This window comes from Micromonospora polyrhachis, from assembly GCF_014203835.1.
GTDB classification, from domain to species: domain Bacteria; phylum Actinomycetota; class Actinomycetes; order Mycobacteriales; family Micromonosporaceae; genus Micromonospora_H; species Micromonospora_H polyrhachis.
Genome location: NZ_JACHJW010000001.1, coordinates 2,452,339 through 2,475,934, shown reverse-complemented (window position 1 = coordinate 2,475,934; position 23,596 = coordinate 2,452,339). Strand labels below are relative to the sequence as shown.

25 protein-coding genes and 1 tRNA gene are annotated in these 23,596 nt (G+C 64.9%); 18 read left to right on the top strand and 8 right to left on the bottom strand.

Features of this window, described 5'->3' with window-relative positions; translation table 11 throughout:
- Positions 1–97: 97 nt before the first annotated feature.
- On the top strand, positions 98–661 hold the full coding sequence (locus FHR38_RS10450) for a dihydrofolate reductase family protein (RefSeq protein ID WP_184539493.1): 564 nt from the start codon (positions 98–100) through the stop codon (positions 659–661).
- A gap of 901 nt (positions 662–1,562) precedes the next feature.
- On the opposite strand, the gene FHR38_RS10445 is transcribed toward FHR38_RS10450, so the two are convergent.
- Positions 1,563–1,922: a MerR family transcriptional regulator gene (locus FHR38_RS10445; RefSeq protein WP_184534482.1), complete on the bottom strand. Its 360-nt coding sequence runs from the start codon at positions 1,920–1,922 to the stop codon at positions 1,563–1,565.
- Between the two features lie 63 nt (positions 1,923–1,985).
- Here FHR38_RS10445 and FHR38_RS10440 point away from each other — a divergent pair, with 63 nt between their 5' ends.
- Positions 1,986–2,315, top strand: a complete 330-nt coding sequence (locus FHR38_RS10440; RefSeq protein ID WP_184534481.1) for a putative quinol monooxygenase — start codon at positions 1,986–1,988, stop codon at positions 2,313–2,315.
- A gap of 551 nt (positions 2,316–2,866) precedes the next feature.
- On the opposite strand, the gene FHR38_RS10435 is transcribed toward FHR38_RS10440, so the two are convergent.
- The gene (locus FHR38_RS10435) at positions 2,867–3,370 is read right to left on the bottom strand and encodes a hypothetical protein (protein ID WP_184534480.1); all 504 of its coding nucleotides are present in this window, start codon (positions 3,368–3,370) and stop codon (positions 2,867–2,869) included.
- 373 nt (positions 3,371–3,743) lie between these two features.
- Here FHR38_RS10435 and FHR38_RS10430 point away from each other — a divergent pair, with 373 nt between their 5' ends.
- Positions 3,744–4,055: a hypothetical protein gene (locus FHR38_RS10430; protein ID WP_184534479.1), complete on the top strand. Its 312-nt coding sequence runs from the start codon at positions 3,744–3,746 to the stop codon at positions 4,053–4,055.
- 1,266 nt (positions 4,056–5,321) lie between these two features.
- Entirely contained in the window at positions 5,322–6,308 is a 987-nt protein-coding gene (locus FHR38_RS10425; protein ID WP_184534478.1) for a helix-turn-helix domain-containing protein, read from the top strand.
- Positions 6,309–6,325: 17 nt separating this feature from the next.
- Here the strand turns inward: FHR38_RS10425 and FHR38_RS10420 are convergent, their stop codons facing one another.
- Positions 6,326–6,733, bottom strand: a complete 408-nt coding sequence (locus FHR38_RS10420; RefSeq protein WP_184534477.1) for a hypothetical protein — start codon at positions 6,731–6,733, stop codon at positions 6,326–6,328.
- Positions 6,730–7,560 (bottom strand): IS5 family transposase, encoded by an 831-nt coding sequence (locus FHR38_RS10415; protein ID WP_184534476.1) that lies wholly within the window; start codon positions 7,558–7,560, stop codon positions 6,730–6,732. The genes FHR38_RS10420 and FHR38_RS10415 overlap by 4 nt, the downstream gene beginning before the upstream one ends.
- A 228-nt stretch (positions 7,561–7,788) precedes the next feature.
- Between FHR38_RS10415 and FHR38_RS10410 the strand changes: the two genes are divergently transcribed.
- The 3 genes from FHR38_RS10410 (at position 7,789) to tcmP (ending at position 11,153) form a co-directional block, all read left to right on the top strand.
- Entirely contained in the window at positions 7,789–8,880 is a 1,092-nt protein-coding gene (locus FHR38_RS10410) for an IS630 family transposase (RefSeq protein ID WP_184534475.1), read from the top strand.
- Between the two features lie 322 nt (positions 8,881–9,202).
- Positions 9,203–9,967, top strand: a complete 765-nt coding sequence (locus FHR38_RS10405; protein WP_184534474.1) for a DUF5131 family protein — start codon at positions 9,203–9,205, stop codon at positions 9,965–9,967.
- A 70-nt stretch (positions 9,968–10,037) separates the two neighbouring features.
- Positions 10,038–11,153, top strand: coding sequence for a three-Cys-motif partner protein TcmP (gene tcmP / locus FHR38_RS10400; protein ID WP_184534473.1), 1,116 nt, complete (start codon positions 10,038–10,040; stop codon positions 11,151–11,153).
- Positions 11,154–11,164: 11 nt separating this feature from the next.
- On the opposite strand, the gene FHR38_RS10395 is transcribed toward tcmP, so the two are convergent.
- Both FHR38_RS10395 and FHR38_RS10390 read right to left on the bottom strand, forming a co-directional pair.
- Complete coding sequence (locus tag FHR38_RS10395) at positions 11,165–11,827, bottom strand: YdcF family protein (RefSeq protein WP_246446429.1); 663 nt, start codon at positions 11,825–11,827, stop codon at positions 11,165–11,167.
- Positions 11,828–11,837: 10 nt separating this feature from the next.
- Positions 11,838–12,602, bottom strand: coding sequence for a GntR family transcriptional regulator (locus FHR38_RS10390; protein ID WP_184534472.1), 765 nt, complete (start codon positions 12,600–12,602; stop codon positions 11,838–11,840).
- Between the two features lie 570 nt (positions 12,603–13,172).
- Between FHR38_RS10390 and FHR38_RS10385 the strand changes: the two genes are divergently transcribed.
- The 3 genes from FHR38_RS10385 to FHR38_RS10375 all read left to right on the top strand — a co-directional run bounded on the left by FHR38_RS10385 (position 13,173) and on the right by FHR38_RS10375 (position 14,694).
- On the top strand, positions 13,173–13,382 hold the full coding sequence (locus tag FHR38_RS10385; RefSeq protein ID WP_246446426.1) for a hypothetical protein: 210 nt from the start codon (positions 13,173–13,175) through the stop codon (positions 13,380–13,382).
- A complete protein-coding gene (locus tag FHR38_RS10380) occupies positions 13,375–13,617 on the top strand; it encodes a hypothetical protein (RefSeq protein ID WP_184534470.1) in 243 nt (80 codons plus the stop codon). Before FHR38_RS10385 ends, FHR38_RS10380 begins: the two co-directional genes overlap by 8 nt.
- A 351-nt stretch (positions 13,618–13,968) precedes the next feature.
- Positions 13,969–14,694 (top strand): GntR family transcriptional regulator, encoded by a 726-nt coding sequence (locus tag FHR38_RS10375; protein WP_184534469.1) that lies wholly within the window; start codon positions 13,969–13,971, stop codon positions 14,692–14,694.
- A gap of 24 nt (positions 14,695–14,718) precedes the next feature.
- Here FHR38_RS10375 and FHR38_RS33195 read toward each other — a convergent pair whose 3' ends face one another.
- Positions 14,719–15,309 carry a helix-turn-helix domain-containing protein gene (locus FHR38_RS33195; protein WP_184534468.1) on the bottom strand — a complete coding sequence of 197 codons (591 nt, stop codon included), beginning with the start codon at positions 15,307–15,309 and terminating at the stop codon, positions 14,719–14,721.
- Positions 15,310–15,503: 194 nt separating this feature from the next.
- Here FHR38_RS33195 and FHR38_RS10365 point away from each other — a divergent pair, with 194 nt between their 5' ends.
- The 7 genes from FHR38_RS10365 (at position 15,504) to FHR38_RS10335 (ending at position 22,590) form a co-directional block, all read left to right on the top strand.
- Positions 15,504–15,926 carry a hypothetical protein gene (locus tag FHR38_RS10365; RefSeq protein ID WP_184534467.1) on the top strand — a complete coding sequence of 141 codons (423 nt, stop codon included), beginning with the start codon at positions 15,504–15,506 and terminating at the stop codon, positions 15,924–15,926.
- Between the two features lie 404 nt (positions 15,927–16,330).
- Positions 16,331–17,761, top strand: coding sequence for an FtsK/SpoIIIE domain-containing protein (locus tag FHR38_RS10360; protein ID WP_184534466.1), 1,431 nt, complete (start codon positions 16,331–16,333; stop codon positions 17,759–17,761).
- A gap of 17 nt (positions 17,762–17,778) precedes the next feature.
- The gene (locus FHR38_RS10355) at positions 17,779–18,426 is read left to right on the top strand and encodes a DUF2637 domain-containing protein (protein ID WP_184539488.1); all 648 of its coding nucleotides are present in this window, start codon (positions 17,779–17,781) and stop codon (positions 18,424–18,426) included.
- Complete coding sequence (locus FHR38_RS10350) at positions 18,423–20,225, top strand: replication initiator (protein ID WP_184534465.1); 1,803 nt, start codon at positions 18,423–18,425, stop codon at positions 20,223–20,225. The genes FHR38_RS10355 and FHR38_RS10350 overlap by 4 nt, the downstream gene beginning before the upstream one ends.
- Before the next feature lie 23 nt (positions 20,226–20,248).
- Positions 20,249–20,434 carry a helix-turn-helix transcriptional regulator gene (locus FHR38_RS10345; protein WP_184534464.1) on the top strand — a complete coding sequence of 62 codons (186 nt, stop codon included), beginning with the start codon at positions 20,249–20,251 and terminating at the stop codon, positions 20,432–20,434.
- Positions 20,431–21,813 carry a tyrosine-type recombinase/integrase gene (locus tag FHR38_RS32115; protein ID WP_184534463.1) on the top strand — a complete coding sequence of 461 codons (1,383 nt, stop codon included), beginning with the start codon at positions 20,431–20,433 and terminating at the stop codon, positions 21,811–21,813. The genes FHR38_RS10345 and FHR38_RS32115 overlap by 4 nt, the downstream gene beginning before the upstream one ends.
- A gap of 57 nt (positions 21,814–21,870) precedes the next feature.
- Positions 21,871–22,590 (top strand): hypothetical protein, encoded by a 720-nt coding sequence (locus tag FHR38_RS10335; protein WP_184534462.1) that lies wholly within the window; start codon positions 21,871–21,873, stop codon positions 22,588–22,590.
- A 245-nt stretch (positions 22,591–22,835) separates the two neighbouring features.
- Here FHR38_RS10335 and FHR38_RS10330 read toward each other — a convergent pair.
- Positions 22,836–22,908: transfer RNA gene (locus FHR38_RS10330), tRNA-Arg, on the bottom strand.
- A gap of 249 nt (positions 22,909–23,157) precedes the next feature.
- Here FHR38_RS10330 and FHR38_RS10325 point away from each other — a divergent pair.
- The gene (locus tag FHR38_RS10325) at positions 23,158–23,565 is read left to right on the top strand and encodes an MmcQ/YjbR family DNA-binding protein (protein WP_184534461.1); all 408 of its coding nucleotides are present in this window, start codon (positions 23,158–23,160) and stop codon (positions 23,563–23,565) included.
- Positions 23,566–23,596 lie beyond the last annotated feature (31 nt).

The following is a 23,596-nucleotide window of genomic DNA, read 5'->3' as shown; positions in this document are numbered from 1 at the left end:
TCGGGAGCCGCTCCGTACGAACAGATTGCGCACCGATCAGTTTCCTCCGCTCGACTGGTTTAGTCTTCCGAGACCGACTGACGGAAGGCATGGTGCTATGCGGAAACTGATCTACGGCATGAACCTGACCCTGGACGGCTACATTTCGGCGCCCGGCGACGACATCGGATGGAGCGGGCCGAGCGATGAGCTTTTCCAGTGGTGGCTCGATCAGGAGCGGGTGATCAGCCTGTTTCTGTATGGGCGCCGACTGTGGGAGAGCATGAGCGCCTACTGGCCGACCGGCGACCAGCAGCCGAGAGCCACCCCGGCGCAGATCGAGTTCGCGCGGAACTGGCGGGACACGCCGAAGGTGGTGTTCTCCTCAACGATCGACAAGGTCGACTGGAACACTCGCCTGGTAACCGGCAACGCGATCGCCGAGATCACCCGGCTCAAGGCCGAGGACGGCGGGCCGATGAGGGTCGGTGGCGCAACGCTCGCCGGGGCGGTAATGCGGGCCGGGCTGATCGACGAATACGAGATCGTCACCCATCCGGTCCTCGTGGGCGGCGGCACACCGTTCTTCAGTGCGCTGGACGGCTGGGTGAACCTTAACCTGGTGGAGACGCGTACGTTTCCCGGCGGCGTGATCCTGACCAGGTACGAGACGAAGCGCTGAGCGCGATTCCTTCACGAGGGACTTGTCTGAGGGAGCGGCAGCATGCCCCGGAGCAAGGTCGAGCTGTTCGCTGTGATGAGGTGTGACCCGCCATTCCTCCTCACCCGATAGATGTCGAGATCAAGCTGCCCCTGCGCGATGACCTGGGCTCCCCCGGCCTGACCTGCGCGGGGGCTTCTCATCGTCTCGCATCGTTCTCGGTCCGCGCTCGCGATCGTGTGGACTCGATGCGGACTGGCCGCCATGCTGCCCCCGTCCCCCGGATAGAAGATGCCAAAGTCTGTGTCGCCCCGGTCGGAGTCAAGGGCGACCGTAGGCCATCGGCGTGCCGACGCGCAGCGCCCTTGACGCCGGGCGGGCGGCGTAGAGAATCCGGCATCCGGGGGACGGGTCACGACCTGGTCCTCGTCGTCATCGACCGCGGACGGTGCCCACGAGAATCCGGGGCCAAGTAGCTCCGCTGCACGGCAGCTGATCGCCCCGACCTCGACAGAGAGCAACCCGATGGCGATCGTCCCGCCTCAGCCCTCGTGCTCTTGTCCCGTCAGCGTGGCCGGCCGGCCCGGCCGATGCGCCGGCCGCAGGTCGCCAGCAGGTCGCCTTGATCCTGGTGAGAATGTTTTGGCAGTGGCGTCACTTGCAAGGTCCGCATCTCGTTTGCAAGCTTTGTGCGTCGTGTCCGAACGCGTCCGGCAACGGCTGCATGCTTGGAGCTTCGTCCGTGGCCTGCGCTCGTCGGTGTGCTGCCGTCCGGCGGCGTTGCTGTCGACAGCCGTTCCACGGCCTGCAACGCAGCCGCCGCGACGCTGTCGTGCTGTGGTCGTTCCTCGCCGCGACCAGCCTCACGATCCCATCAATCGACTCATGAAACCGCTTAGGCGTGAGTGAGTGATGAAACCTCTTAGGTGTGAGTGAGTGCTAGGTCGGAGGCTTCGAGGATGCCGCCCAGAGCCGTACGGGCTTGAGTGAGGTCGGCTATGCGGGAGTCCAACTCGGCGTACTGGGTTCTGAGGTGGTCGAGAACGCAGGCCTGGAGCTCGGTGCCGTCGCCGACGAAGCAGGGCATGAGCTCGCGGATGACCTTGGTAGGGAGCCCGGCGGCGAGCAGGGTGCGGATGCGCGCGACGGTGGCAGGGGCCTCGGGATCGTAATGGCGGTGGCCGCCTTCGCTGCGGCTGGAGGTGAGCAGCCCCTGAGCCTCGTAGTAGCGGAGCAGACGTACGGCCACGCCCGTGTCGCGGGACAGCTCCCCGATCTTCATGTGACCCACCTCATAAGAAAACGCCTTGAATCTAACACTTATGTCACATCCTATGTTGATCACATGACGACGACTTCTACTGCACCAGCGCCCGTTGCGCTCTACGGATTCCTGACCCCCAAGCCCGGACATGCCGACGAGTTCGGAAAGCTCCTGATGGGCCTCGTCGAGCCGTCTCGAGGGCACGAGGGCAACCTTCAATACCACCTTCACGAGCAGGAGGACGGCCGATTCTTCCTCTATGAGGTCTGGCGTTCGCGGGAGGACCTCGACCGGCACAACGCGACCCCTCTGCTGCGCGCCTTCATGGATGAACTGCCCGAGCATATTGAAGGAGCGCCCGAGGCCTACTTCGGCGCGATGAGGAGTCCTTATCCGGACATCGTGGCCTGACCGGGGTCGCAGCAGACTCGAAAAGTCAACGGCAACCCCATCGGCGAAACAGCTTCGGCCCGAGGGGCCAGACATTCTCCCGGAACAACCCCATCATCCCAAAGGTCGATGACTGCTGGATCGAGACACTTCCCGTTGCCATGTGACGTGGTCTCGGGCCAGTCAGCGTGCAGGAGGAGGGCAGTTGATCACGGGTAGGGTGCGGGAGGTCGTGGCTGACGCTGCGACCTCGTTGCATTTGTGCCGCCTGACCTGCGGAAACTCGACCAAGATCTTCGCACGTATTCTGCACGACTGGCGACAGGCGGCGGCTGAGGGTGGACTATGGCCGTCTACGTGGTCAACTCGACTGGGAAGCGTATCTGCTGGTCAGGTGGCGTTTTTGCTGATCTTCGAGGTGCCCCCGGCAGGAATCGAACCTGCGACACACGGTTTAGGAATGGAGTACGGCTCAGCCGGTGTGCGGCCCTCTGACCTGCTGAAACGGTTCACGCGCGGCCGCTTTCTCTCAAGATCAGTCCGTAAATAGTCCGTGGCCCTGGCCACCGACGTCACTGCCCTTCGGTAGTGAGTGCGGGGCTGCTCAGCCAGCCGATGAACGACAGGTACTGGCGGAGTTGGTCCGGGATCGGTCCTGGCTGGCAGACCCATTCGTCGGCCAGGGTCGCGATGAGTAGCTCGGTCCGTTCGAAGTGGAGCAGGACTCCGCCGACAGTCGGAATCGTGCTGTGCCCCTGGATGAGGCCCACGTCGACGAGGCGTTGCCCAGCCACCTCGCCGAGCAGGTCGGTGGGGTGGACCGGCCCGACCACGGTCTGTCCGTGCTCCTGCATGTCGTACGACGGGTAGGGCTCTTCCTCGGTGAGCATCAGCAGCTCACCGCAGCCGTGGGCCATGATGGCTGGCATTCCCTCGAAGTGCAGCCAGAAATGCAGCAGGCCGCTAATTCCCGTCACTGGCCGTTCGTCGAACCAGTGCCGTGCCTCGGTTGCCGCGAGCAGGCGTCTGCCCAGGAGCGGGCGAAGTAGAGCGGCAACGGTTACGGGATCCGACACGGCCGCACCATAGCAGCGCCAGGCCGCCAGTTTGGAAGATCGTGATCCGCTGACCTGATCTGTCTGAAGTGCCTGGTCGCTGGCGGTGTCGTGGTGCCCGCCCCTGCCCGCTGGTGACCGCTCGCGACACCGGCTTATGGCACGTGGCTGGCACGGCCGCGCGATGGGCGCGCGGCTGTCCGGCGGTGTGCGGCTCACCGCCCCCGGCCTTTCCGGCCAGGGGCGGCTTGCCGTGCCGCCGGCTCTCTGCGCGCCTGTACCACGTACTTCGGTGGCAAGCCGCGCAGCGGCGCGGCAGCGATCGCCCTAACCACGACGGCGGCCAGCCACCCTCGCGATCGTCACGGCTGTCACTGGCTGGGATCATCGTGGAATGCGGACAGAGGGCGAAGAACTCGAAGCCGTGGCGCGACTGTGGGACGCCCACTTGCGGGCAGCCTTCCCAGAACACCTGAGGGGAGTAGACCTGCTTGGCGTTGACATGGTGATGCTCGACGCCGACATTGCGGGCTGTGTCAGCACCCGGCTGGGTAATCGAGGCAGCCTGGACGGAAGACGCCAAAGGACTCTCACCCGCTGCATGGCCGACCTTGACCGCGTCTTACCGATCCTGACCGGTCAACAAGAGCGCGGGTACTACGGCCGGTTGCGGACCATGGCCGTAGCGGTGCTCGGCATGCAGTAGGGATCCCCCTTTACCGCTGTCGCTGAAGCACTGCTCGGACCAGACCTGATCGTGGGGCGAGGCGTGATGGTGCGGCCCGCCGCGCCGGCCGATGCCGGCCGGAGGCCGCCAGCAGGTCGAGCGCGGGCGGGCCTGCGCCGCGCTTGCGCGGCGCCTTGATCCTAATGAGAATGTTTCGGCAGTGGTGTGATTAGCCCAGACTGAGCGTGGCTCTTCCGTGGCTTGCAACGGCTCGACTGAAGCGCGGTCTCAGAGGGTGGTTCGAGAGGTTATGTCCGTTGTGGGTTTGGCTGGAGGTTGGAAGTCCTGCTCGCAAGGCTGTCCGGGGCGCCGCGTTGGCGAGGCGAGGGTGAACAGGCCGGGTTCGGGTTCGGGTTCGGCCAGGATTTGGCGGGCGACGAGGCGTTTGAGTCTGGCGCGTAGGGCTTCGGTGTCCTTGGCGCGCATCCCGTCGGTGGTGGCGTGGAAGACTGCGAGGATCTGCTGGTAGGCAGGGCTGGCGATGGTCGCGTCGGCGGGTGCCGCGCGGGAGCGCGAGGCCGATCGAAAAGTGCCGACCGGCCTCCGTGCCCTGCATCTCCGTAACGCCATGCCCGGTGGCGGTGGCAGAGGTACGCCGCGCGTCAGCCGATCAGGCTCGACTGAACCGATCAGCTATACACCACCCAGAGCTGTACGTCGATGGGCCTGTTGTCGTAGCAGCTCCAGCTCAGCCACCGACCATGGAATTCCCCCTTGCTTCCCACGCTTATACACTGGGACAGCGTTGCGTACCTGCCATAAAGCACCGCAGGCGTCGGGATATCCGAAAGGTCTGTACTTACATGAGTCACGGTCGAAATGGTTTCGGAGTTGGGCATCGCGGACGCTTGCGATGGGGTGGCGGCGAGACCCACGGCGCTCAGTAGCGAGACGGCTGACGTAGCTACGACTTTACGCAGAACTCTTGACACTCGATCTCCAATCAATGCGATTCGGCAAAACTGGGCGGTCCACATTCTGACGAGCGGGAGGATCACTCCGAGCATGCCGTGACGATCACTTGCACCCGGACACATAATCCGCCACAGGCCACTATGAAAATGCGAGGCATCCTTTAGATGTCAACGTTCCTCCTTTCGATTCGCTGATCTTTCTACGCCAAGTGTCGACGATCGATGTAGCATATGCCTTGACCGCTAGCGCCTGACTCTTGACTATCCGCGCCAGGCGCCTGCGGCGGGCTGACGCATAGTGGAAGATCTTGGCTGACCATGGGGGTTGTGGATGGACGCCTATGCGGATTTCCGGACCGAAGGCCTGCCGCAGGCGGAGCGCTTCGCGGCCTGGCAGGAGGCCGTCGATGGCGGCATCCTGCCCGCTGTCATGCGTACTGAGCACACGGACAACTTCCAGGCGTCAGCGCGAATGGTGGACCTTGGTGACATCCAGGTGTCTGCCCTGGGCTTCACACCGCTCAATTCCTACCGATCCCCAAAGTTGATCCGCCGGCATGATCCAGGGCAGGTGATCACATGGTTGAGCTTGAGTGACGGCTTGGGATTCGACCTCGCCAACGGTGATTCCTCCCTCATCGATGAGGGAAAGGCGATGATCTATAATAGCTGGCAGCCCTTCCGCTTCCTCGCCCGCAATCCGGTCCGAGGGCTGCTGATACAGATGCCGGTGGAGTTGCTTCCCATGCCAAAGGCCGCCACCTCACTCTTCGGGGCGGCTCTGCCCAGCCAGGAAGGGCTCGGCCCTCTCTTCGCTCGCTACCTTGTCGAACTGGTCCGACACGCTGACCGCTACCGGTCGACCGACCTACCTCGGCTGTCCACGATCGCTGTGGACCTCCTCACCGCCTTCCTGCACAGCGAGCATCTGGACGACTTCCGGTCATTGGAGGAGACGCGGCAACGGGTGCTACGGCTTCGCATCGATGACTTCATCGAACGGCGAATCCGTAACCCCGACCTGTCCCCGCAGATGGTGGCCCTCGCGCACGGCATCTCGGTCCGCGCCCTGCACCGGATGTTCGAAAACGAAAACCTCACCGTGGCCAGGTGGATACGTCACCGTCGGCTCGAACGCTGCCGCCACGACCTTGCCGATCCACTCCTGGCCCACCGAACGCTCCAGAGGATCGCCTCCGAATGGGGATTCACCGACCCGGCCCACTTCAGCCGAGTCTTCCGCAACGCATACGGCATATCCCCCAAGGACTACCGGGCGACACAGGAACCAAACAGCCGGCGCCCCAGCAGCTCCTGAGAGGGCGGTTCGAAGGTTTAGGTCCGTTTCGAGATGAGGGTGAATACGCCGGGTTCGTCTTCGGTGAGGACGTTGCGGTGGACCATTCGTTTCAGCTTCGCGCGGGTGCTCTCGACGTGGTTCGGTGAGGGCTCGACGTCGAGTGCGATGCAGATAGCTTTGGCTCGCATGCCGGCGGGCGCGGTGGTGAGGACGTCCAGGATCTGCTGGTAGGGGGCGCTGGCGATCGTCGGGGCGTCGGCGGTGAACTCGGCAGCGGTGAGGGCGCTCAGGGTGGTGCGGGTGGTCGTCAGGGCGGCCAGTTCGCCCTCGATGCGGGTGAGGTCGGCGGTGAGGGCGGTGATCTGCTCGCGTAGCCGGTCGGCGGCCTGACCGGCGGTGGCTTCGCGTGCGGTGATCAGGTCGAGGATCACGGTGAGGTTCACCGGTGCCGCCAGGACGGGGTGCTGGTGCCGGTCAGCCGACGCACGATGGTGACCATCGACGCCCACAACGTCCGTGACACCGCCGATTCTGGGCGGCTCTCGTACTCGCGGACGAGACGACGGTGCAGCATCAAGGTGCCGTAGGTCTGTTCCACGATCCACCGCTTGCGTACCGGCACGAACCCGGGGCGGGAGTCGGATCGTTTGACGACCTCGACGTCGACCCCGAGGACGGCGCCGTGCAGCGCGAAGTCCTGTTTGAAGCCGGCGTCGCCCCAGGCGCGGGTGACCGTCGGGGTGTGTTCGACGACCTTGTCGAGCAGTCGTATGCCGATGGCGTTGTCGGTGACTGACGCGGCGGTCACCACGACCGCGATGATCAGACCGAGGGTGTCCACGGCCAGGCCGGGCTTGCGGCCGGACACCTTCTTGCCGACGTCCTTGCCGGTCGTGGCGGCCGGGACATGGTTCGCCGCCCGGACCGACTGGCTGTCCAGCACGACCGCGGTCGGGTCCTCGGTCCGGCCGGCCTTCTCCCTGGCCTGGCAGCGCAGCAGGTCGTGGATCGCCTGGTCGGTGCCGTCGTCGCGCCATAGGGCGAAGTAGTAGTAGGTCGCGGACTTCGGCGGCAGGTCGTGCGGCAGGTACGCCCACTGACAGCCGGTCCGGTTCTGGTAGAGGATCGCGTTCACGATCTCCCGTAGGTCGTAGTCGCCCTGATGGCCCGAGACCGAGACGCGCTTGGCCTTCCATGCCCGCAGGAACGGCCCGATCAGCGCCCACTGCGCGTCGGTGACATCACTGGGGTACGGCTTCCGATCACCCATGACCGGGCTAACGCCACCGTGACCCGAAGGTCACGACCGCGATTCACATTCACAGCATCGAGGGCCGGCTATCAACAGCGGGGACCCGATCAAAGACCCTCAACCGGACGCACGGCATAGATCAACTCAAAGATCCTCGAACCGACCTCTCAGACCACCGACTTGTCGCCTAACGTACTAGTGTCCTGCGCCAGAAATTCGCCTTATAAGTGGGTGTAGGCTACGAGGATGCCAAGAACCGGGCGTCCGACCCCACCGTTGACGCTGACGGACGAAGAGCGGGCGACGTTGACGCGCTGGTCACGGCGGGCGAAGTCGTCGCAGGTTCTGGCGATGCGGTCACGGATCATCCTGGCGTGTGCCGAGGGCGCCTCGAACGTCGACGTGGCGACGGAGCTGGGTGTCCATCTGTCCACTGTGGGTAAGTGGCGGCGGCGGTTCCTGAAGCTGCGGCTCGACGGCCTTATCGACGAGCAACGGCCGGGCCGTCCGCCGTCGATCAGCCTGGACCAGGTGGAACAGGTGGTGGTCGCGACTCTGGAGCAGGTACCACGCAACGCCACGCACTGGTCCCGCACGTCAATGGCCGAGCGATCCGGGCTGTCGAAGTCCACCATCGGGCGAATCTGGCGGGACTTCGGCCTCAAGCCACACCGGGCGGACACGTTCAAACTGTCCACCGATCCGCAGTTCATGGAGAAGGTCGTTGACGTGGTCGGCCTGTACCACAACCCGCCGGAACGGGCCGTGGTGCTGTGCGTCGACGAGAAATCCCAGATCCAGGCCTTGGACCGCTCCCAGCCGGTACTGCCGATGATGCCCGGCATGCCGGAACGCCGCACCCACGACTACGTCCGTAACGGCATCACCAGCCTGTTCGCCGCGTTCAACGCCGCCGACGGCACCGTGATCGGCCAACTCCACCGCCAGCACCGCGCCACCGAGTTCCAGAAGTTCCTGACCGCGATCGACAAGACCGTGCCCGCCGACCTCGACATCCACCTGATCTGCGACAACTACGGCACCCACAAGACCCCGGCCATCCGGGCCTGGCTCGCCAGACACCCCCGCTTCCACATGCACTTCACCCCGACCGGCTCGTCCTGGCTCAACCAGGTCGAACGCTGGTTCGGCTACCTCACCGAACAAAAGATCCGTCGTGGCGCGCACAAGAGCGTCCGGTCCCTTGAGGCGGACATCCGGGCGTGGATCACCGACTGGAACAGCAATCCACGTCCCTTCATCTGGACCAAGACCGCCGAAGAGATCCTCGAATCACTCGCACGATTTTGTAGGCGAATTTCTGGCGCAGGACACTAGCCCCTGCCACGCCGTCCGCGTGAAGGCCCACCACGGAGATCAGTCATGCGCCTTCACGCTGCCAATCTCCTTGCTTCCGAGTGGTCTGCGGACCGTCTGCCAGCGTCTGTGCCGGTCGCCAGTACCCGGCCGAGGGTCCGTAGGGCGGTACATCCTGGTCGTCCTCGTCCCAGTCGCTATCTTCCACCGTTGCTGTAAGGGCTACCCAACGGTTCACCATGCGAGACGTCTTTCTCTTGATCCACAAGAAAGACCGACCGTATACCTTCCAATCCGTACGCATGTTCGACAGAATTAGGTAAGCCGGCCAGGGAGTGTGGTAATGGCAGACAAGAGTTCCATCGAGTGGACTGAAGCAACGTGGAATCCGACTACTGGTTGTGATCGGATCTCGCGCGGCTGTGACCACTGCTACGCCCTTACACTTGCGAAGCGCCTGAAGGCTATGGGCTCGCCCAAGTACCAGACGGACGGTGACCCGCGCACCTCCGGGCCAGGTTTTGGCGTCGCCGTCCATCCGGGAGAGCTGACCCTGCCCTTGCGCTGGAGGGACCCCCGGGTTGTGTTCGTTAACTCGATGAGTGACTTGTTCCACGCGAAGGTGCCCTTTGAATTTGTCGAGCAAGTCTTCGAGGTCATGGCGGCTACTCCACAGCACACCTACCAGGTACTAACGAAGAGGGCTTCTCGCTTAGTCAAGCTCGCCCCACGGCTAACCTGGCCCGCGAACGTCTGGATCGGCGTCAGTGTGGAGGACGCATCTGAGGTCGTCCGGATAGATCCTCTACGGGCCGTACCGGCGGCCGTGCGCTTCATCTCTGCTGAACCCCTTCTCGGCCCTCTGGCCTCGCTAGATTTGACGGGCATCCATTGGCTTATTGCAGGCGGTGAGTCAGGGGCAGGCGCCCGGCCCATCGATCCAGCATGGGTGCGTGATCTCCGTGATCAGTGTCAGTTGCAGAAGGTGGCCTTCTTCTTTAAGCAGTGGGGAGGCAGGACGCCGAAGGCTGGCGGTCGAACCTTAGACGGGGAGACATGGGACGAGATGCCGCAGCTGAGGGCTGCCGCCGTCACGACGGTCGGATAGAGGGGTAGCGAACCAAGGCCAACATGTCTTACGGTGTCGAGACGACTGCGCACTGTAGACAGGGGGGGCCTTGTCAACGCCTGATGAAGTGCTGTGGAAGAAGGACCCGCACACAGCGGCCAAGCACCTTGTGTACCGTAGCTATCTCAATGCCTGGTTCCCCATTCTGCTCCAGTCGGTGTATAGCTCGAAAGGTGTTACCTACGCCGAAGGATTTTCTGGTCCCGGCGAATACGAGGATGGATCGCCGGGATCTCCAGTCATTGCCCTGAGGGCAGCTCTGGGTTGCGTTTCCCCGCCGAGGCCAGGGCGGGAGGGTCGTTTTCTCCTTCTTGAAGATGACCAAGGACGCGTCGACCATTTGCGTAACGTCCTTTTCCGTGAGCTTGGCACGTTGGACAAGGCCGCGTTAGCGGCGCGCGGATTGGTAGTTGATCCTCAGAAAGGAAACTGCCGGGACGACCTCGTCCCTCTTCTTGAGAAACATCGAGTATGGAACAAGCCTCTACTGCTGATCCTCGATACATGGGGCTCCGCCGTCGACTTCGAAATTTTGGCCAAGACGGCCAAGAGTAAGGCGGCCGAAGTGATCGTAACGATGCAGCCCAGTCAGTTCTGGAGGTTCGCTTCTGACCCCCGGCACTATGGAGACAGAGTCTTCGGCCCTGTGATGTGGCGGGAAGTTCAAGCTCAGCCTAAGGGTGCAAAGGCTAAATACATCAAGTCGCAGTATCGTCGGGTGCTAAACGAGGCGGGCTTCCAGTACGTTCTAGACTTCGAACTAGCCGACGAGCGCAGCAATCTCTTATACCTCGTCTACGGCACCAATTCCGAAAAGGGTGTCGAAAAGATGAAGGATGCAATCTGGCGTGTCGATCCATATCAGGGCATCGGGTATAGGGATCCCAGAGACCCCAATCAGGAAACTCTGCCAATACGACCTATGCCTCAACTCGGACCGCTTCGTCGTCTCCTCCTGGAGCACCTAGCGGGCCTGCCGGGACGGAGTGCGTCACTGGACGAGTTGCGTCGGTTTACCCTACTCAAGACAATCTTTCGCCCTGGTCAGACCCTGAACGCTGTGCGGATGCTTTTGAAGGAAGAAAATGTGACAATTCCGCCTCAAGTGGGCCGTGTGGTCGGCTCGACGCAAATAACACATGCCGGGTCGATGGCGCTGTTCTAGACGACCAGCTTTTAACGAATGAGTCTGCTGATGTAGTCGGCGTCAACAAGGCGGGCGTAGGCGGCTTGCACCTCGGCGGGTACGTCCTGGGGGATGGCGAAGCCGAGTTCGGCGTACTTGTCTATGCGTTGAGTGTCGCCGACGAGCATGTCTATGACCTTGGTGGCGTTGCCGATGCTGGTGACGTAGTCATCGAGTGAGAGCGGGTGGGACGCGCAGATGACATCGACCTCGGGCCAGAGCTTCTTGCAGGTGGCGTAGGCGCGGCGCTGCTGATAGGGCCGGGACATCAGGATCACGGATTGTGTCTCGACCTGGTGCTCGGCCAGTAGGGCGCGGGTGAACTCGATGTTCTGGCCGGTGTTCCTGGCCGCGGTCTCGATGAGGATCGCGTCGGCCGGTACGCCGTGCTCAACGGCGTACTCGCGGTAGTGCACGGCCTCACCACGGGGGAACTGCTCGACGGTGGTGGGCGCATTGGCCCCGGTGAAGACCAGTCGCGGGTACATCTTCCGGTGAAAGAGTTCGGTGGCAATCTTGGCGACGCCGAGGTCATGACTGCCCAGTCCGATCCCGACATCGCAGGGCCGGATTTGGTGGTGCATGTTGTGGTAGTCCCACAGGCACTCGACGTCTGCGCGGTGGGCTGACGGGATGACCGTGGGCATCGTCATGGCTTGGCTTTCAGTCAGGAATCTTGAAGGTGTACGACCAGGTGAAGCGGGATGCGGCGTGCACTCCCCGGGCGAACTCGACCGGTCGACCCTCACCCGTGTGCGTCGTGCGATGCAGGATCATGACCGGCTCACCTGCGGGTAGTTGTAGCAGTTCAACCTCGTCCGGTGTGGGCATACGTGCGCGGACGGTCTCGGTGATCTGATCCGGCTCCAAGCCTCGGTCGGTGAGGATTGCGAATCCGCCACCGCGACCGGCTGGGCCTGGGGTCGGGTCGACCAGCGCTGTTCCTTCAACGTCCTCAGGTCGGTAGTAGCTGGTCAGGGTATGCGTGGGACTATCCGATTCCTTTACGAGCCGGGCACGTTCATAGACGGGCGCTCCTGCCGGGATGCCCAAGGCTTCGGCGACCTCGGAGTCAGCCTCGGTCATCCGTACGGTCTGGGTCTGATCTCCTGGTGCCCAGGCGCGACCGGTTGCTTCCCGGTCGGCGGCGAACGCAACGAGGCCAGACTTCCACTTGCTCTTGGCGTATCGCTCGATGCCGAGCCGCTTCATAGGGACCTGTGGCCGGATGACTGTTCCCCGACGGCGGACCGGCGTCACCAGCCCTTCGGCTTCGAGAACCCGTACGGCTTGCCGCACGGTGTTGATGTTGACGCCGTGGGCTGCGGCAATCTCGTTCTGCTTGGGTAGCGTGCCGCCCTCGGGATAGTCGCCACGCTGGATGGCTTGACGCAGGAGGCCCGCCAGCTCTCGGTAGCCGATGCTCACCTGTTCCTCCTCGTCATGAGCCAGCTGAAGCTATCACCGTCAGGTTGAATGCTAGACGATCCACCATTAGAGCTAGCTCTATTGACAGAAGGATGCGCTTTGCTGTCCTATAGAGCTAGTTCTAACGCTCTGCGTCTGGGGAGAGTCTGATGCTTGTTGCTCCGGTAGCTCCGGTTATGTCTGGTCTGGCATTGACTGGTCTCGGCTCAGGCGCGTCTAGCCTTCCTGGCCCAGACGCCGTGTCGACTCCACCCACTTCGCCGGTCTGCTCCTTCTGCGCGGGTGCGGGGTGGAAGTACGTCGTGCAACGGGTGGCGCTTCGGGTGATGGCGCAGGCGGCGCGACCTGGGCGGGCGTTGGCTCGCCGGTCGTGTCTGGACTGTGGCGGGTCTGGCCGCCTGGCGGCCTCGTGAGCTGGCACCGGGATGGGTGCTGGAGATGCGGCCGTGAGAGGGCTCAGTGTGGCCGCAGGGGAGCCCGCCCGTCCCGGTGCCATCCAACTTTCTCGGATTGGGGTAGCGGGTGACACCGGAGCCAGGTGATGTGCTGCGGATTGATGGTGCTGCGTCTGTGCAGTTTCGGGGCGAGTGCGCGTTGGTCTTCCGGGTGATTTCGGTGTGCAAGAAGGACACCTACCGGGGCTGGGCCTGGATCACGGGTTACGTGCTGGATCAGGCTGGTCTTGCGGTGGAGAAGCGGGAGATCTTCGTTATGAAGTCCGGTCTTCGGCCCGTCGCCAGCAAGCCGGCCGCGAAGGCGGTGCAGGGTCGTCGTGTTTGACATCCGGGTACGTCTTGGCGAGGTGTATCGCCTTTCCGCCACCGACAGGTACCACCCGGAGGACGGGCCGACTGCGCTGCGGGTGACCGGGGTACGTCTGGTAACCAACCGGCCGGAGTCGCACAGTTGGGTGTGGCTGGAGGGGTTCAAGGTCCTTCCCGGCGGCAAGCTCGGCGCGCAGGTACAGGTGTTGGTGCGCGCGTCGGCCCTGTCGCCGTTGGCCGTCCAGCCGTGAGCGTCTACCTGTCCGCCGCCGTGCGTGCCGAGTTGGCGGCGGCGCAGGACCGGCTTGACCGACACACGCCGTCGAGCGGCGACGGCCGGTGTTCGGGCTGTGGTGAGGTCGGGCCGTGTGCGTTGCGGCGGGCGGCGTTGCGGGTGTTCGGCCGGTACGGGTGCATGCCTCGGCGGTGGCCGGGCGCTTCCCGTCCAGAGTTGATTGTGGGTGGTGGCTCGTGGTCGGGGTGGCTGGCCCCTCCGGCTGGGGATGTGCCGTCGAACGGCTGACCCGGGTTGTGCTGTCATGTTGCGAGCATCTACGCTCCTGTATTGACATTATGTGATCTTTGTTGCTGGGGGGCTTGTGATGGCGTACGAGGTTCCGACGCCGAAGTACCTGCGGGTGTTGAACACCCTGCGGGGCCGGATCGAGGACGACACGTACCCGCCCGGCGCGGCCCTGCCCTCGGAAAGCCAACTCTGCACAGAGTTCGGGGTGTCCCGCCCTACGGTGCTCAAGGCGCTCGGCATCCTGAAGCAGGACGGGTGGATCGAGTCTCAGCAGGGCCGGGGCAGCTTCGTACGGGGCCGTCCGCCGTCGGGCCGTACCTCGCCGCAGTATGCCCGGGACGCGGTGGAGCTGGACGAGACCGCCGACACGGAGATCCTGCATGTCGGCCCGGTGCTGGCCTCGGCCCGGATCGCCGCCGAGTTGAACATTCCGGAAGGTACCCCGGTGTACGAGCGGCGTCGGCGTACGGTGTCGCAGTTCGGGCCGGTGGACCTGGTGGCGACGTTCGTGCCGGTGGACATCGCCGTCGGTACGGGGATCACCAAAGCTGATCCGATCGATGGTGGCCTGCTGGAACACATCGCCCGGCTCAAGAGCCTGCGGGGCGACTACGCCACCGAACGGATGACCGCCCGCCGGGTTAGCAAAGACGAAGCCGAAGCCCTCGCCGTACCGACTGATGAGCCGGTGCTCAGCGCGGTGATCACCGTCTTTCAGGCGTCCGGTGAACCCATCATGACCTCGGTGCTGGTGATGCCAGGCAGTCGGCACGAGATCGAGGACACCTACCCGCTGTCCTGAGCGGGACTGCGTTCCCTGCTGGCTTCACCCTGCAGACTTCTCCTGTAGCTCAGCGGCGAGGGCAACGACTGCACGCTCGTAGAAGAGCAGGTCGGCTCCCACTCGTGCGGGCCGTAGTTTCCCTTCCGCTATCAGGTCGTAGAGGACGGGTCTGCTGGCACCGAGTAGGGCCATGGCTTCTTCGGCGCGCAGCATCGGGGGTGGGGGTGAGCTGTGGAAGCGTGCGAGATCCAGGTCGTACCAGCTTCGGGACTGCCTCCAAATCCAGTACTCGTGATGTAGTCGCCTGCGGCTACCTGGGCTGCTCATCTCGGCAAGAAACTCGTCGAGTAGATCGAACAGTCCAGCACTGGCAGTCTGATCGTCCGCTGCGTTGAGCGGGCGTCCGACGTTGCCGTCGAGTACCAGACGTTCGACCAGACCCCACCAGGTCAGGTTGTCCCCGTCATCGAGCTTGAGAACCAGGAACTCCCGGAAGCCGTCAAGCACAAGCCCCTGTGCACCGATGTCCAACCCCTGAAGGAACGTAACCAGCCTGTCGTAGGACAACTGGCCGCGTCCGAAGTAGAGGCCGGGCCGCTTTCGTACGTTGCGTAGTAGTTCTCGGTAGTTCACTCCACGCCTTCCTTCAGCTCGCAGCCACACCGCGCGGCGTTAGCCATTCTGCGGACTGCGTTGCTGTGAAGCTCGGCCGCCTCCGTCCAATGTGTGCGAATCTCACCTAGACTCTTGCTTGTGTTTACATGCTGACGTAACTTGGTAAACCAACCGGATGTCAGAGGGCGTCTGGTGAGGCTTGGAGGTTGCACGTGGTTCCGCTGACGTTGAAGGTGCCGGTTCCGTTTGACTACGTCTTTCCGGCCGGGGCGCTGTGTCTCGGGGTGGATGCGCAGGTGGACTTTGACCGGCGTTCAGAGCCGGATAACCAGGCTCGGGACAAGGAGACGGGTGAGCGGGTGTGGGTGGTTCGGGTGTTGGACCTGGACCCGGATGCGGGGAAGTTTGGTCGGTCCACTGAGGTCAAGGTGAAGGTGATCGCGCCGCATCAGCCGGTTCCTCCGGCGTCGGCGGTGCCGGGTTACCCGCCGGCTATCCAGTTCGAGGGTCTGACGCTGACCCCGTACGTGGATTCGCAGCGGTGCAAGTCGTCGGGGCAGTGCAAGGCGCGGATGGCGTACTCGCTGCGGGCTACGGCGATCAAGCCGGCCGCTGTCGCTGCCGCTGCCGCCTGACCAGTTTCACAACGCGGGGCGGGCCGTTTTTCCGCCAAGAGTCCCGGCCCGTCCCGCGCCTGAACCCACCCCTCAACTCGTGAAGGAGGGCCTTGTGCCCACCGTAGTTCACCCTGCCCCCGATCACTCCTCTGAGCGCTTCCCACCGCTGCCGGGCCGGTGGTCGTGATGCGCCGTACTCGTCTCGTGTGGTTGCGGCACGCGGTCCGTGAGGTCGAAGCCGTTCTACGTCGTGCGTTCGGTTTGTCGCCGGTTTCGGCTCGGGTGGTGGCGATCTACTGCCCGCACTGTGAGGAGTGGGTGAAGCCTCGTCGGTTTGATCTGCGGCGGATGGCGTGCCGTATGTGCCTGGCGACGTTGGCTCGGCCGCGCCGCTCCCGGGTCATCTTGGGTGGTGACTGGTCGTGCCGTTGATCAATGTGATTCCCGGGGAGAAGGTCCCGGTCGCACCGATGAACCTGCGGCTTCCGGCCTGGCGGATTCCGGGCTGGCTGCTGGTCTTCTGGTGGCTGCTACGGGGCGTGGTTCGCCTGTCGGTGTTGGCGGTCCGCTACTGGTGGCTGACCGCCCCGACCATGGCTGCCCTGTGGATCTGGGCACGGTTCGGCTGGCCGGTTCTGGTGGGCGTGGTCCTGGCCGTGGCTGGTCTCTGTCTCGGGTGGTGGCGGTGGCATCCGGCGTCATGGCTGCGGTTCGGCTGGTTTCCGGTCGTGGCGCGGTGGCGTCGCCTATGGGTGTATCGGCGTGGCTGGGCGTCGGTGATGGCTACCTGCGGGTTGGCGACGGCGTTCGCCGGAGACCGCTACGTGCCCCAACTCCTTGCCGTGCGGTGTGACCGGTTCGGGGATCGGGTGACGGTGCGGATGCTGCCGGGCCAGATTCCGGATGACTGGGGGCAGGCCGCGGAACGTCTCGCCTACGCGTTCCGGTTGCGTGAGGGCCGGGCGAAGTCAACGGGGCGGCCGGATCGGGTGGTGTTGCACTTCGTCCGCCGCGACCCCCTCGCCTCCACGGTGAAGCCGTTGCCGGTGCCGGTGGTGCCGGACCTGGACGGCCTGCCTCTCGGACGGCGGGAAGACGGGGACCTGTATCGGCTGCGGTTGGCCGGGTCGCATGTGTTGATCGCGGGGGCGACGAATTCCGGCAAGGGCTCGGTGATCTGGTCCCTGATCCGGTCGCTTGCGGGTGGGGTCCGGTCGGGCTTGGTGGAGTTGTGGGCGTTCGACCCGAAGGGCGGCATGGAGTTGGCGGCCGGGGTGCCGTTGTTCGCCAGGTTCGCGTACGACGATCCGGACAGCATGGCCGGGGTCCTGGAAGAGGCCGTGAAACGGATGCGGCAACGCGCCGCCCAGTTGCGTGGGGTCACCCGTCAACACGTCCCGACCGTGGATGAGCCGCTGATCGTGCTGGTCGTCGACGAGCTGGCCGCGCTCACGGCGTATTTGACTGATCGGAAGGTCCGCGACCGGATCAAGGAGGCTCTCGGGCTGTTGTTGTCGCAGGGCCGTGCGGTCGGTGTGCATGTGGTGGCGGCGTTGCAGGACCCGCGTAAGGACGTGCTGCCGTTCCGGGACCTGTTCCCGACCCGGATCGCGTTGCGGCTGACCGAACCGGAACAGGTGGACATGGTCCTCGGCGACGGCGCCCGCAACCGAGGTGCCGTGTGTGACCGGATTCCCGAGTCCTCGCCCGGGGTGGGCTACGTCGCCCTGGATGGGGTGCGGGAACCCGTCCGGGTCCGCTTCTCCTACCTCTCTGACACCGACATTCGTGACCTGGGCCGGGACTACCGGCGGCTGGACGACACCGACACCGGGCGGGAGGTGGCGGCGTGAAGACCACCGTGACCAGCATGGGTGACCGGTTCGAGGGCGTGGTCCTGGTCCTCATCCTCCTCACCGTCGGCGGACTTGCGGGGGCGGCGTCGTTCACCCACGTCCACGACTGGACCATGACCAACTCCCCGGCCGGTACCGGGGACTGGTTCGGCTGGGCCAACGCCGCGATCTCCGAACTCATCCCCATCGCCGCTCTGCTCACCATCCGCAAACGGCGACGCACGGGCGGGCCGGTCGGCTACCCCATGTTCCTGCTCGTCGCCGCCGTGGCCCTGTCCCTGTCAGCACAGTTGGCGGTAGCCAAGCCGGGCCTGTCTGGGTGGCTGCTGTCCGCCGTCCCCGCGTTGGCGTTCCTCGGCCTGTCGAAACTCGTCCTCAACGTCAAACCGGCGCCACCATCCGCTGAACCGCACTTCGTGGACCTGGTTCCAGTCGAGGACGACGACAACGAAGAACCCACCCCGGCGCAGGTCGACCAGGACGACGAGCAGCCCGACCGGTCCGACGAACAGATCAACTCCGTCGACCAGGTGGCGATGGTCGATCTGGTCCGCCGGGAGTCTGACCGGCCCGGACTGGTCCCCGTACCAGCAACGGCGTTCGCCCCACGTAATGGCACCCGGGTCAACCCTTCGGCACCTGCGGAGGAGGCCACCCCATGACCCACCCCCAACCAACCATCGCGATCCCGGCAGGGGTACCTTCCCCGCCTCGGCCGGGTTCCCGGGCCGACCGGATGCGTATGCCCCTGGCCAAGGACGCGCTCAAGCGCCTTGCTGAGGAAAACGGCGTGTGTGTCCGGCCGCTGGCGCTGCGGCGTACCGACACCGTGACCGGGGTGACCGAAGTCGTCGAAGTGCCCTGCGGCGCGACCCTGGCAGTGAAGTGCAAGCCGTGCGCGGAGCGCAACCGGCGGCTACGCATCCAACAGATCCGCGAGGGCTGGCACCTGGCCGACGAACCCGCCATCCGACCCGACCAGCCGGGCGAGGACGTCCTCGCGCTGGTGCGGGTGCGGGCGCACATGGAGTTCGAACGGGAAGCACTCAACTACCAGCCGATGCACCCCGATGACCGGGTCGCGCTGATCGCCGACCTCGATCAGGGCATCGTCGAGCTGGATGAGGCCCTGGCCGAAACCAACCTACGCGGGCACCTGACCCCGAAGGAGCGGGATGAGCGGCCTCGGCGGAAGCGGTCCACGAAACGGCGGCAGGACTCGCCTGATCTGCCTCGGCTTCCCGTCGACCCACGCACCGTGGGCCGGGCCTATGCTGGGAAGGCGGGCAGGACTCATCGGCCGTCGATGCTGGTCACGCTCACCCTCGGCTCACATGGCCCGGTGCACTCCCACCTACGCCGAGGTGCCTACATCGCCCCCTGCGAGTGCGGGGAACGGCACGGCAAACACGATGACGTGCTCGGCACCCCCGTCGACCCGGCCAGCTACGACTACCGGCGCGCCGCGTTGGATGCGATCCACTTCGCCCGGGTGTTGGACCGGTGGTGGCAGAACGTCCGCCGTGCGGCCGGCTGGAACGTCCAGTACGCCGGGGCGGTCGAGTTGCAACGCCGACTGGCTCCGCATGCTCACTTCGCCATCCGGGGCACCCTGCCGCGTCGCTTGTTGAAGCAGATCGCCGCCGCGACGTATCACCAGGTGTGGTGGCCCGCCTTCGACCGACTCGTCTACTCGGTCGACAAGCCGCCCGTGTGGGACGTCGACCAACAGGCGTACGTCGACCCCAAGACGAAGCAGCCGCTGCCCACCTGGGCGGAAGCCCTCGACGAGCTGGAGGAACCCGACAGCCGCCCGGCCTACGTCGCGAGGCTCGGCCGGATCGACGCACGCGGCATCGAGCAGGGCACCAAGGATGCCGAGCGGTCCATCCGCTACGTCACCAAATACGTCACCAAGGATCTGACCGACCAGGCCAAACCCCGGTCGGACGCGCAGAAGGCGCACTTCGACCGGCTCCACGCTGAGCTGTCGGTGTTGCCGTGCTCGCCGACGTGTGCGAACTGGCTTCTCTACGGTGTCCAGCCCGATGGGGTCAGAGCTGGCCTGACCCCCGGCCGCTGCACCGGGAAGGTCCACCAACGATCCACGCTCGGCTTCACCGGCCGGCGGGTCCTCGTCTCCCGCCAGTGGTCCGGCAAAACCCTCGCCGACCACCGCGCCGACAACCGGGCCTGGATACGAGCCATCCTCGCCGGCGGCATGGCCGACACCGAAGAACACGACCAGGACCCGCACCAGGCGGGCACCGAACCGGACGGGCCACAGCGATACCGCTTCGAGTTGGCCCGACCGGAAGACCCTGACGTCCTACCCCTCGAACATCGCATCCTGCGTGCCGTATCGGCCCGTATCCGTTGGCGGGCTGATCTCAATGCCGCCCGTCAACGAACAGCCGTCGCTGTTTCGGCAACCGCAACACCCCTCGCCCTCGCAGCCTGATCGTCCGGAGGATTCCACCCCTTATGGAAAGTGAGCTGTTGACTGTTCCGCAGGTGCTCGACGTGCTCAACGGCGTGTCGCGTCGCACCTTCTACCGCTGGCGTGAGCTGGGCATCGCGCCGGAGTGCATCAAGCTCCCCAACGGTGAGCTACGCATCGAGCGGCGCGACCTTCGGGCGTGGTTGGAACAGCACCGGGAGGCGGCGTGAAGTCGCGCGAGGTCCGGATTCGCGGGATTCAGGTCAACGCGCTGGCGGGCAGGAAGAAGTCGTACACGGTCCGGTGGATCGTGGGCAGCGAGCCGAAGTCGCGGACGTTCAGCACCCGGGCGCTGGCGGACAACTTCCGGTCCGACCTGATGCAGGCGGCGAATCGTGGTGAGGCGTTCGACCAGGCTTCCGGGATGCCAGAGTCGCTGCTCAAGCCGGAAGAGGCGGTGACCTGGCTTGGCTTCGTACTCCGGTATATCGACATGAAGTGGCCCGGTGCCGCCGCCAAGTCGCGGGAGAGCATGACGGACGCGCTGGCGACTGTGACCGGCGCACTGGTCCGGGACCTGGCCGACCGGCCTAATCCGGCGTTGCTGCGGCGGGCGCTTCGGGAGTACGAGTTTCCGCCGGCCGCTCGGCAACTCGACCGGCCGGCGGACATCGCCGCTGCCCTGCGTTGGCTCGGCAAAGCGTCGCTGCCGTTGCCCGCGCTGGCGGAATCCGCGGTGGTACGCCCTGCGCTGGATGCGTTGGGGCTGCGGATGGATGGGCTTTCGGCAGCCGCGACGACGACCAGGCGGCGACGCTCGGTCTTCTACAACGTGCTTCAGTACGCGGTCGAGTTGGAACTTCTCGACTTCAACCCGGTGGACAAGCTGCGTATCCGGTCGACCAGGCGCAAGGTCGCCGGCGAGGTCGACCGGAGGGTGGTGGTGAACGTTCGGCAAGCGCGCGAGCTACTGGCGGGCGTGACCTACGTCGGCACCCGTGGAAAGGAGGGGCGTCGAGGGGAACGGTTGCGGGCGTTCTTCGCCTGTCTCTACTTCGCGGCGTTGCGGCCGAGTGAGGCGCTGGGCCTTCGGCAACGTGACTGCCACCTGCCCGAGCAGGGCTGGGGCCTGCTGACAGTCGAGAAGTCCCGTCCGGCGGCCGGGAAGCGGTACACCGACAGCGGGGAAGTGCACGATGACCGGGGCTTGAAGCACCGAGGCGAGACGGAAGCGCGTGAGGTGCCCATACCGCCGGAGCTGGTGGCGATACTGCGGGAGCACATCGACCGGTTCGGCATCGGCGCGGACGGGCGGCTGTTCCGTAGCGGGCGCGGGAACGTGGTGGCGTCGTCGACGTACTCCCGGGTGTGGGACGAGGCACGGGCGTTGAGCCTGCCTCCGGATCGGGTGGCTTCTCCGCTGGCCGGGCGGCCGTACGACCTGCGGCACGCGGGCGTCTCGCTCTGGCTGAACGCTGGCGTCCCGGCTCCGGACGTCGCCGAGCGGGCGGGGCACTCGGTTGATGTCCTGCTCAAGGTGTACGCGAAGTGCCTCGACGGGGACCGCAGCCGGATGAACGAACGGATCGAGGCGGCGCTGAGCCAATGATGATCACGGGTAGGGTGCGGGAGGTCATGGCTGATGCGTAACCATGATTATGAACGCATGCGACACATCTTGGATGATCCGACAGGGCTGTCTGAGCGGGCACAGCGGTTTCTGGCCGATCGGGCCGACAGAGTGCCGTTTGATGTAGGGGAGGGGCCGACTGACGCGGAGCTTAGGTCGACGCTTGGCGGGCTGCCGGGAGTGGACGTCGAGGCGGCTCTGGCGCTGTTCCGACAAACTCAGGCACGGTACGGAGGGCTGCGGTTCCGCAGTGTTGCATGGTCTTTCGATGAGGTAGTCACGCTGGGGCCGTGGCCGTGGGATGCGGGTGACTATGACTCGGACGATGTGGAACCGATGTCGGATCTCCTAGAGCACAGCGTGGCGCACCCACACCAGGTCTGGCTTCGGGGCAATGGTGAGGTTTCGTACTTCGCACACGACTTCACCGCTTCCAACGTGCCTGTGTTCGCATCGGTCGATGCGTTAATTGAGGCCGAGGCCATCTACCAGGAGTGCACCGCGTGGACGCGCGTGCGGCTTGACGAGCTTGTGTCTGTGGATGCGATCGAAGCGGGCGCAGCCGGGTTGACCCTGTTGTCGGAGGGGTCCGGGCATACGGAGCAGTGGTGGGAGCAGGAGGGGTTCAGGGTGCACGTCTGGCACACGTTCGCTGCTGTCTATAAAGGTGCTGCTCGCAGCCGCTGGGGCGTTTGGGCCAAGGATCGTGCCGGGGAACAGGCTGCGCGGACGTTTCTGGCCACGATCGCCAAGTGAGCGAGCGGATCGAGGTGGTACTGAGCCGATGAGGATTACGGGTAGGGTGCGGGAGGTCGTGGCTGACGCTGCGGCCTTGTTGCATTTGTGCCGTCTGACCTGCGGAAACTCGACCAAGATCATTGCACGTATTTTGCACGACTGGCGACAAACGGCGGCTTCGGGTGGCATCTGACTGCACAGGTCGACCGATTGACGCGAGAGCGTATCCGCTGGTCAGGCTGTGTTTTTGCTGATCTTCGAGGTGCCCCCGGCAGGATTCGAACCTGCGACACACGGTTTAGGAAACCGTTGCTCTATCCCCTGAGCTACGAGGGCGCGAGGCTTCAGGGTACCTAGCACCGGCAGATGACGGGCGACAGGGACCCGCAAATTCTGTCACCACTGGCAGCGCTACCCGAGGACCATGCCCCAACCCGCTCTTCACATCGTGGCCTGCTGCGCACTCGTACGCCGGCCTCGGGGCCTTCCGCTGAGCGGTGGCGCTACTCGGCTCCCGCGCCGGCCGTCCCCGACGTGGCGGCTAGCCTGTGCCAATGCAGGAGTTGGTATCCGAGAGCGACCTCGATGGCTGACGCCCGTGATGTTCGTCGTCTGGCACTCGCTCTGCCGCACGTGATCGAAATCGCGAGCGACGGCTTCGACTTCCGGGTTGGGAACAAGGGTTTTGTCTGGTCCTATCCCGAGCGTAAACCAGGCGGGCCACGGGTCATCCGGACCGACATCGCAGTGCTGTACGTCGGCGACGAGGCGGAGAAGCAGGCGCTACTGCTTGGCGAACCGGAGATCTTCTTCACGACGCCTGCCTACGACGGGGTACCCCTGGTCATGCTGCGGCTCGCGCAGGTGAACCTCGATCGCCTGACCGAACTCGTCACCGACGCGTGGCGGATGCGCGCTCCAGACGCGCTTGCCAGCGACTTCGACAACGACACCGATCTGCTGCACCTGGAGTCGGGGACAGTCGATCGATAGGCACGTGTCGTGGACGGCTGGTTGCCGGTGG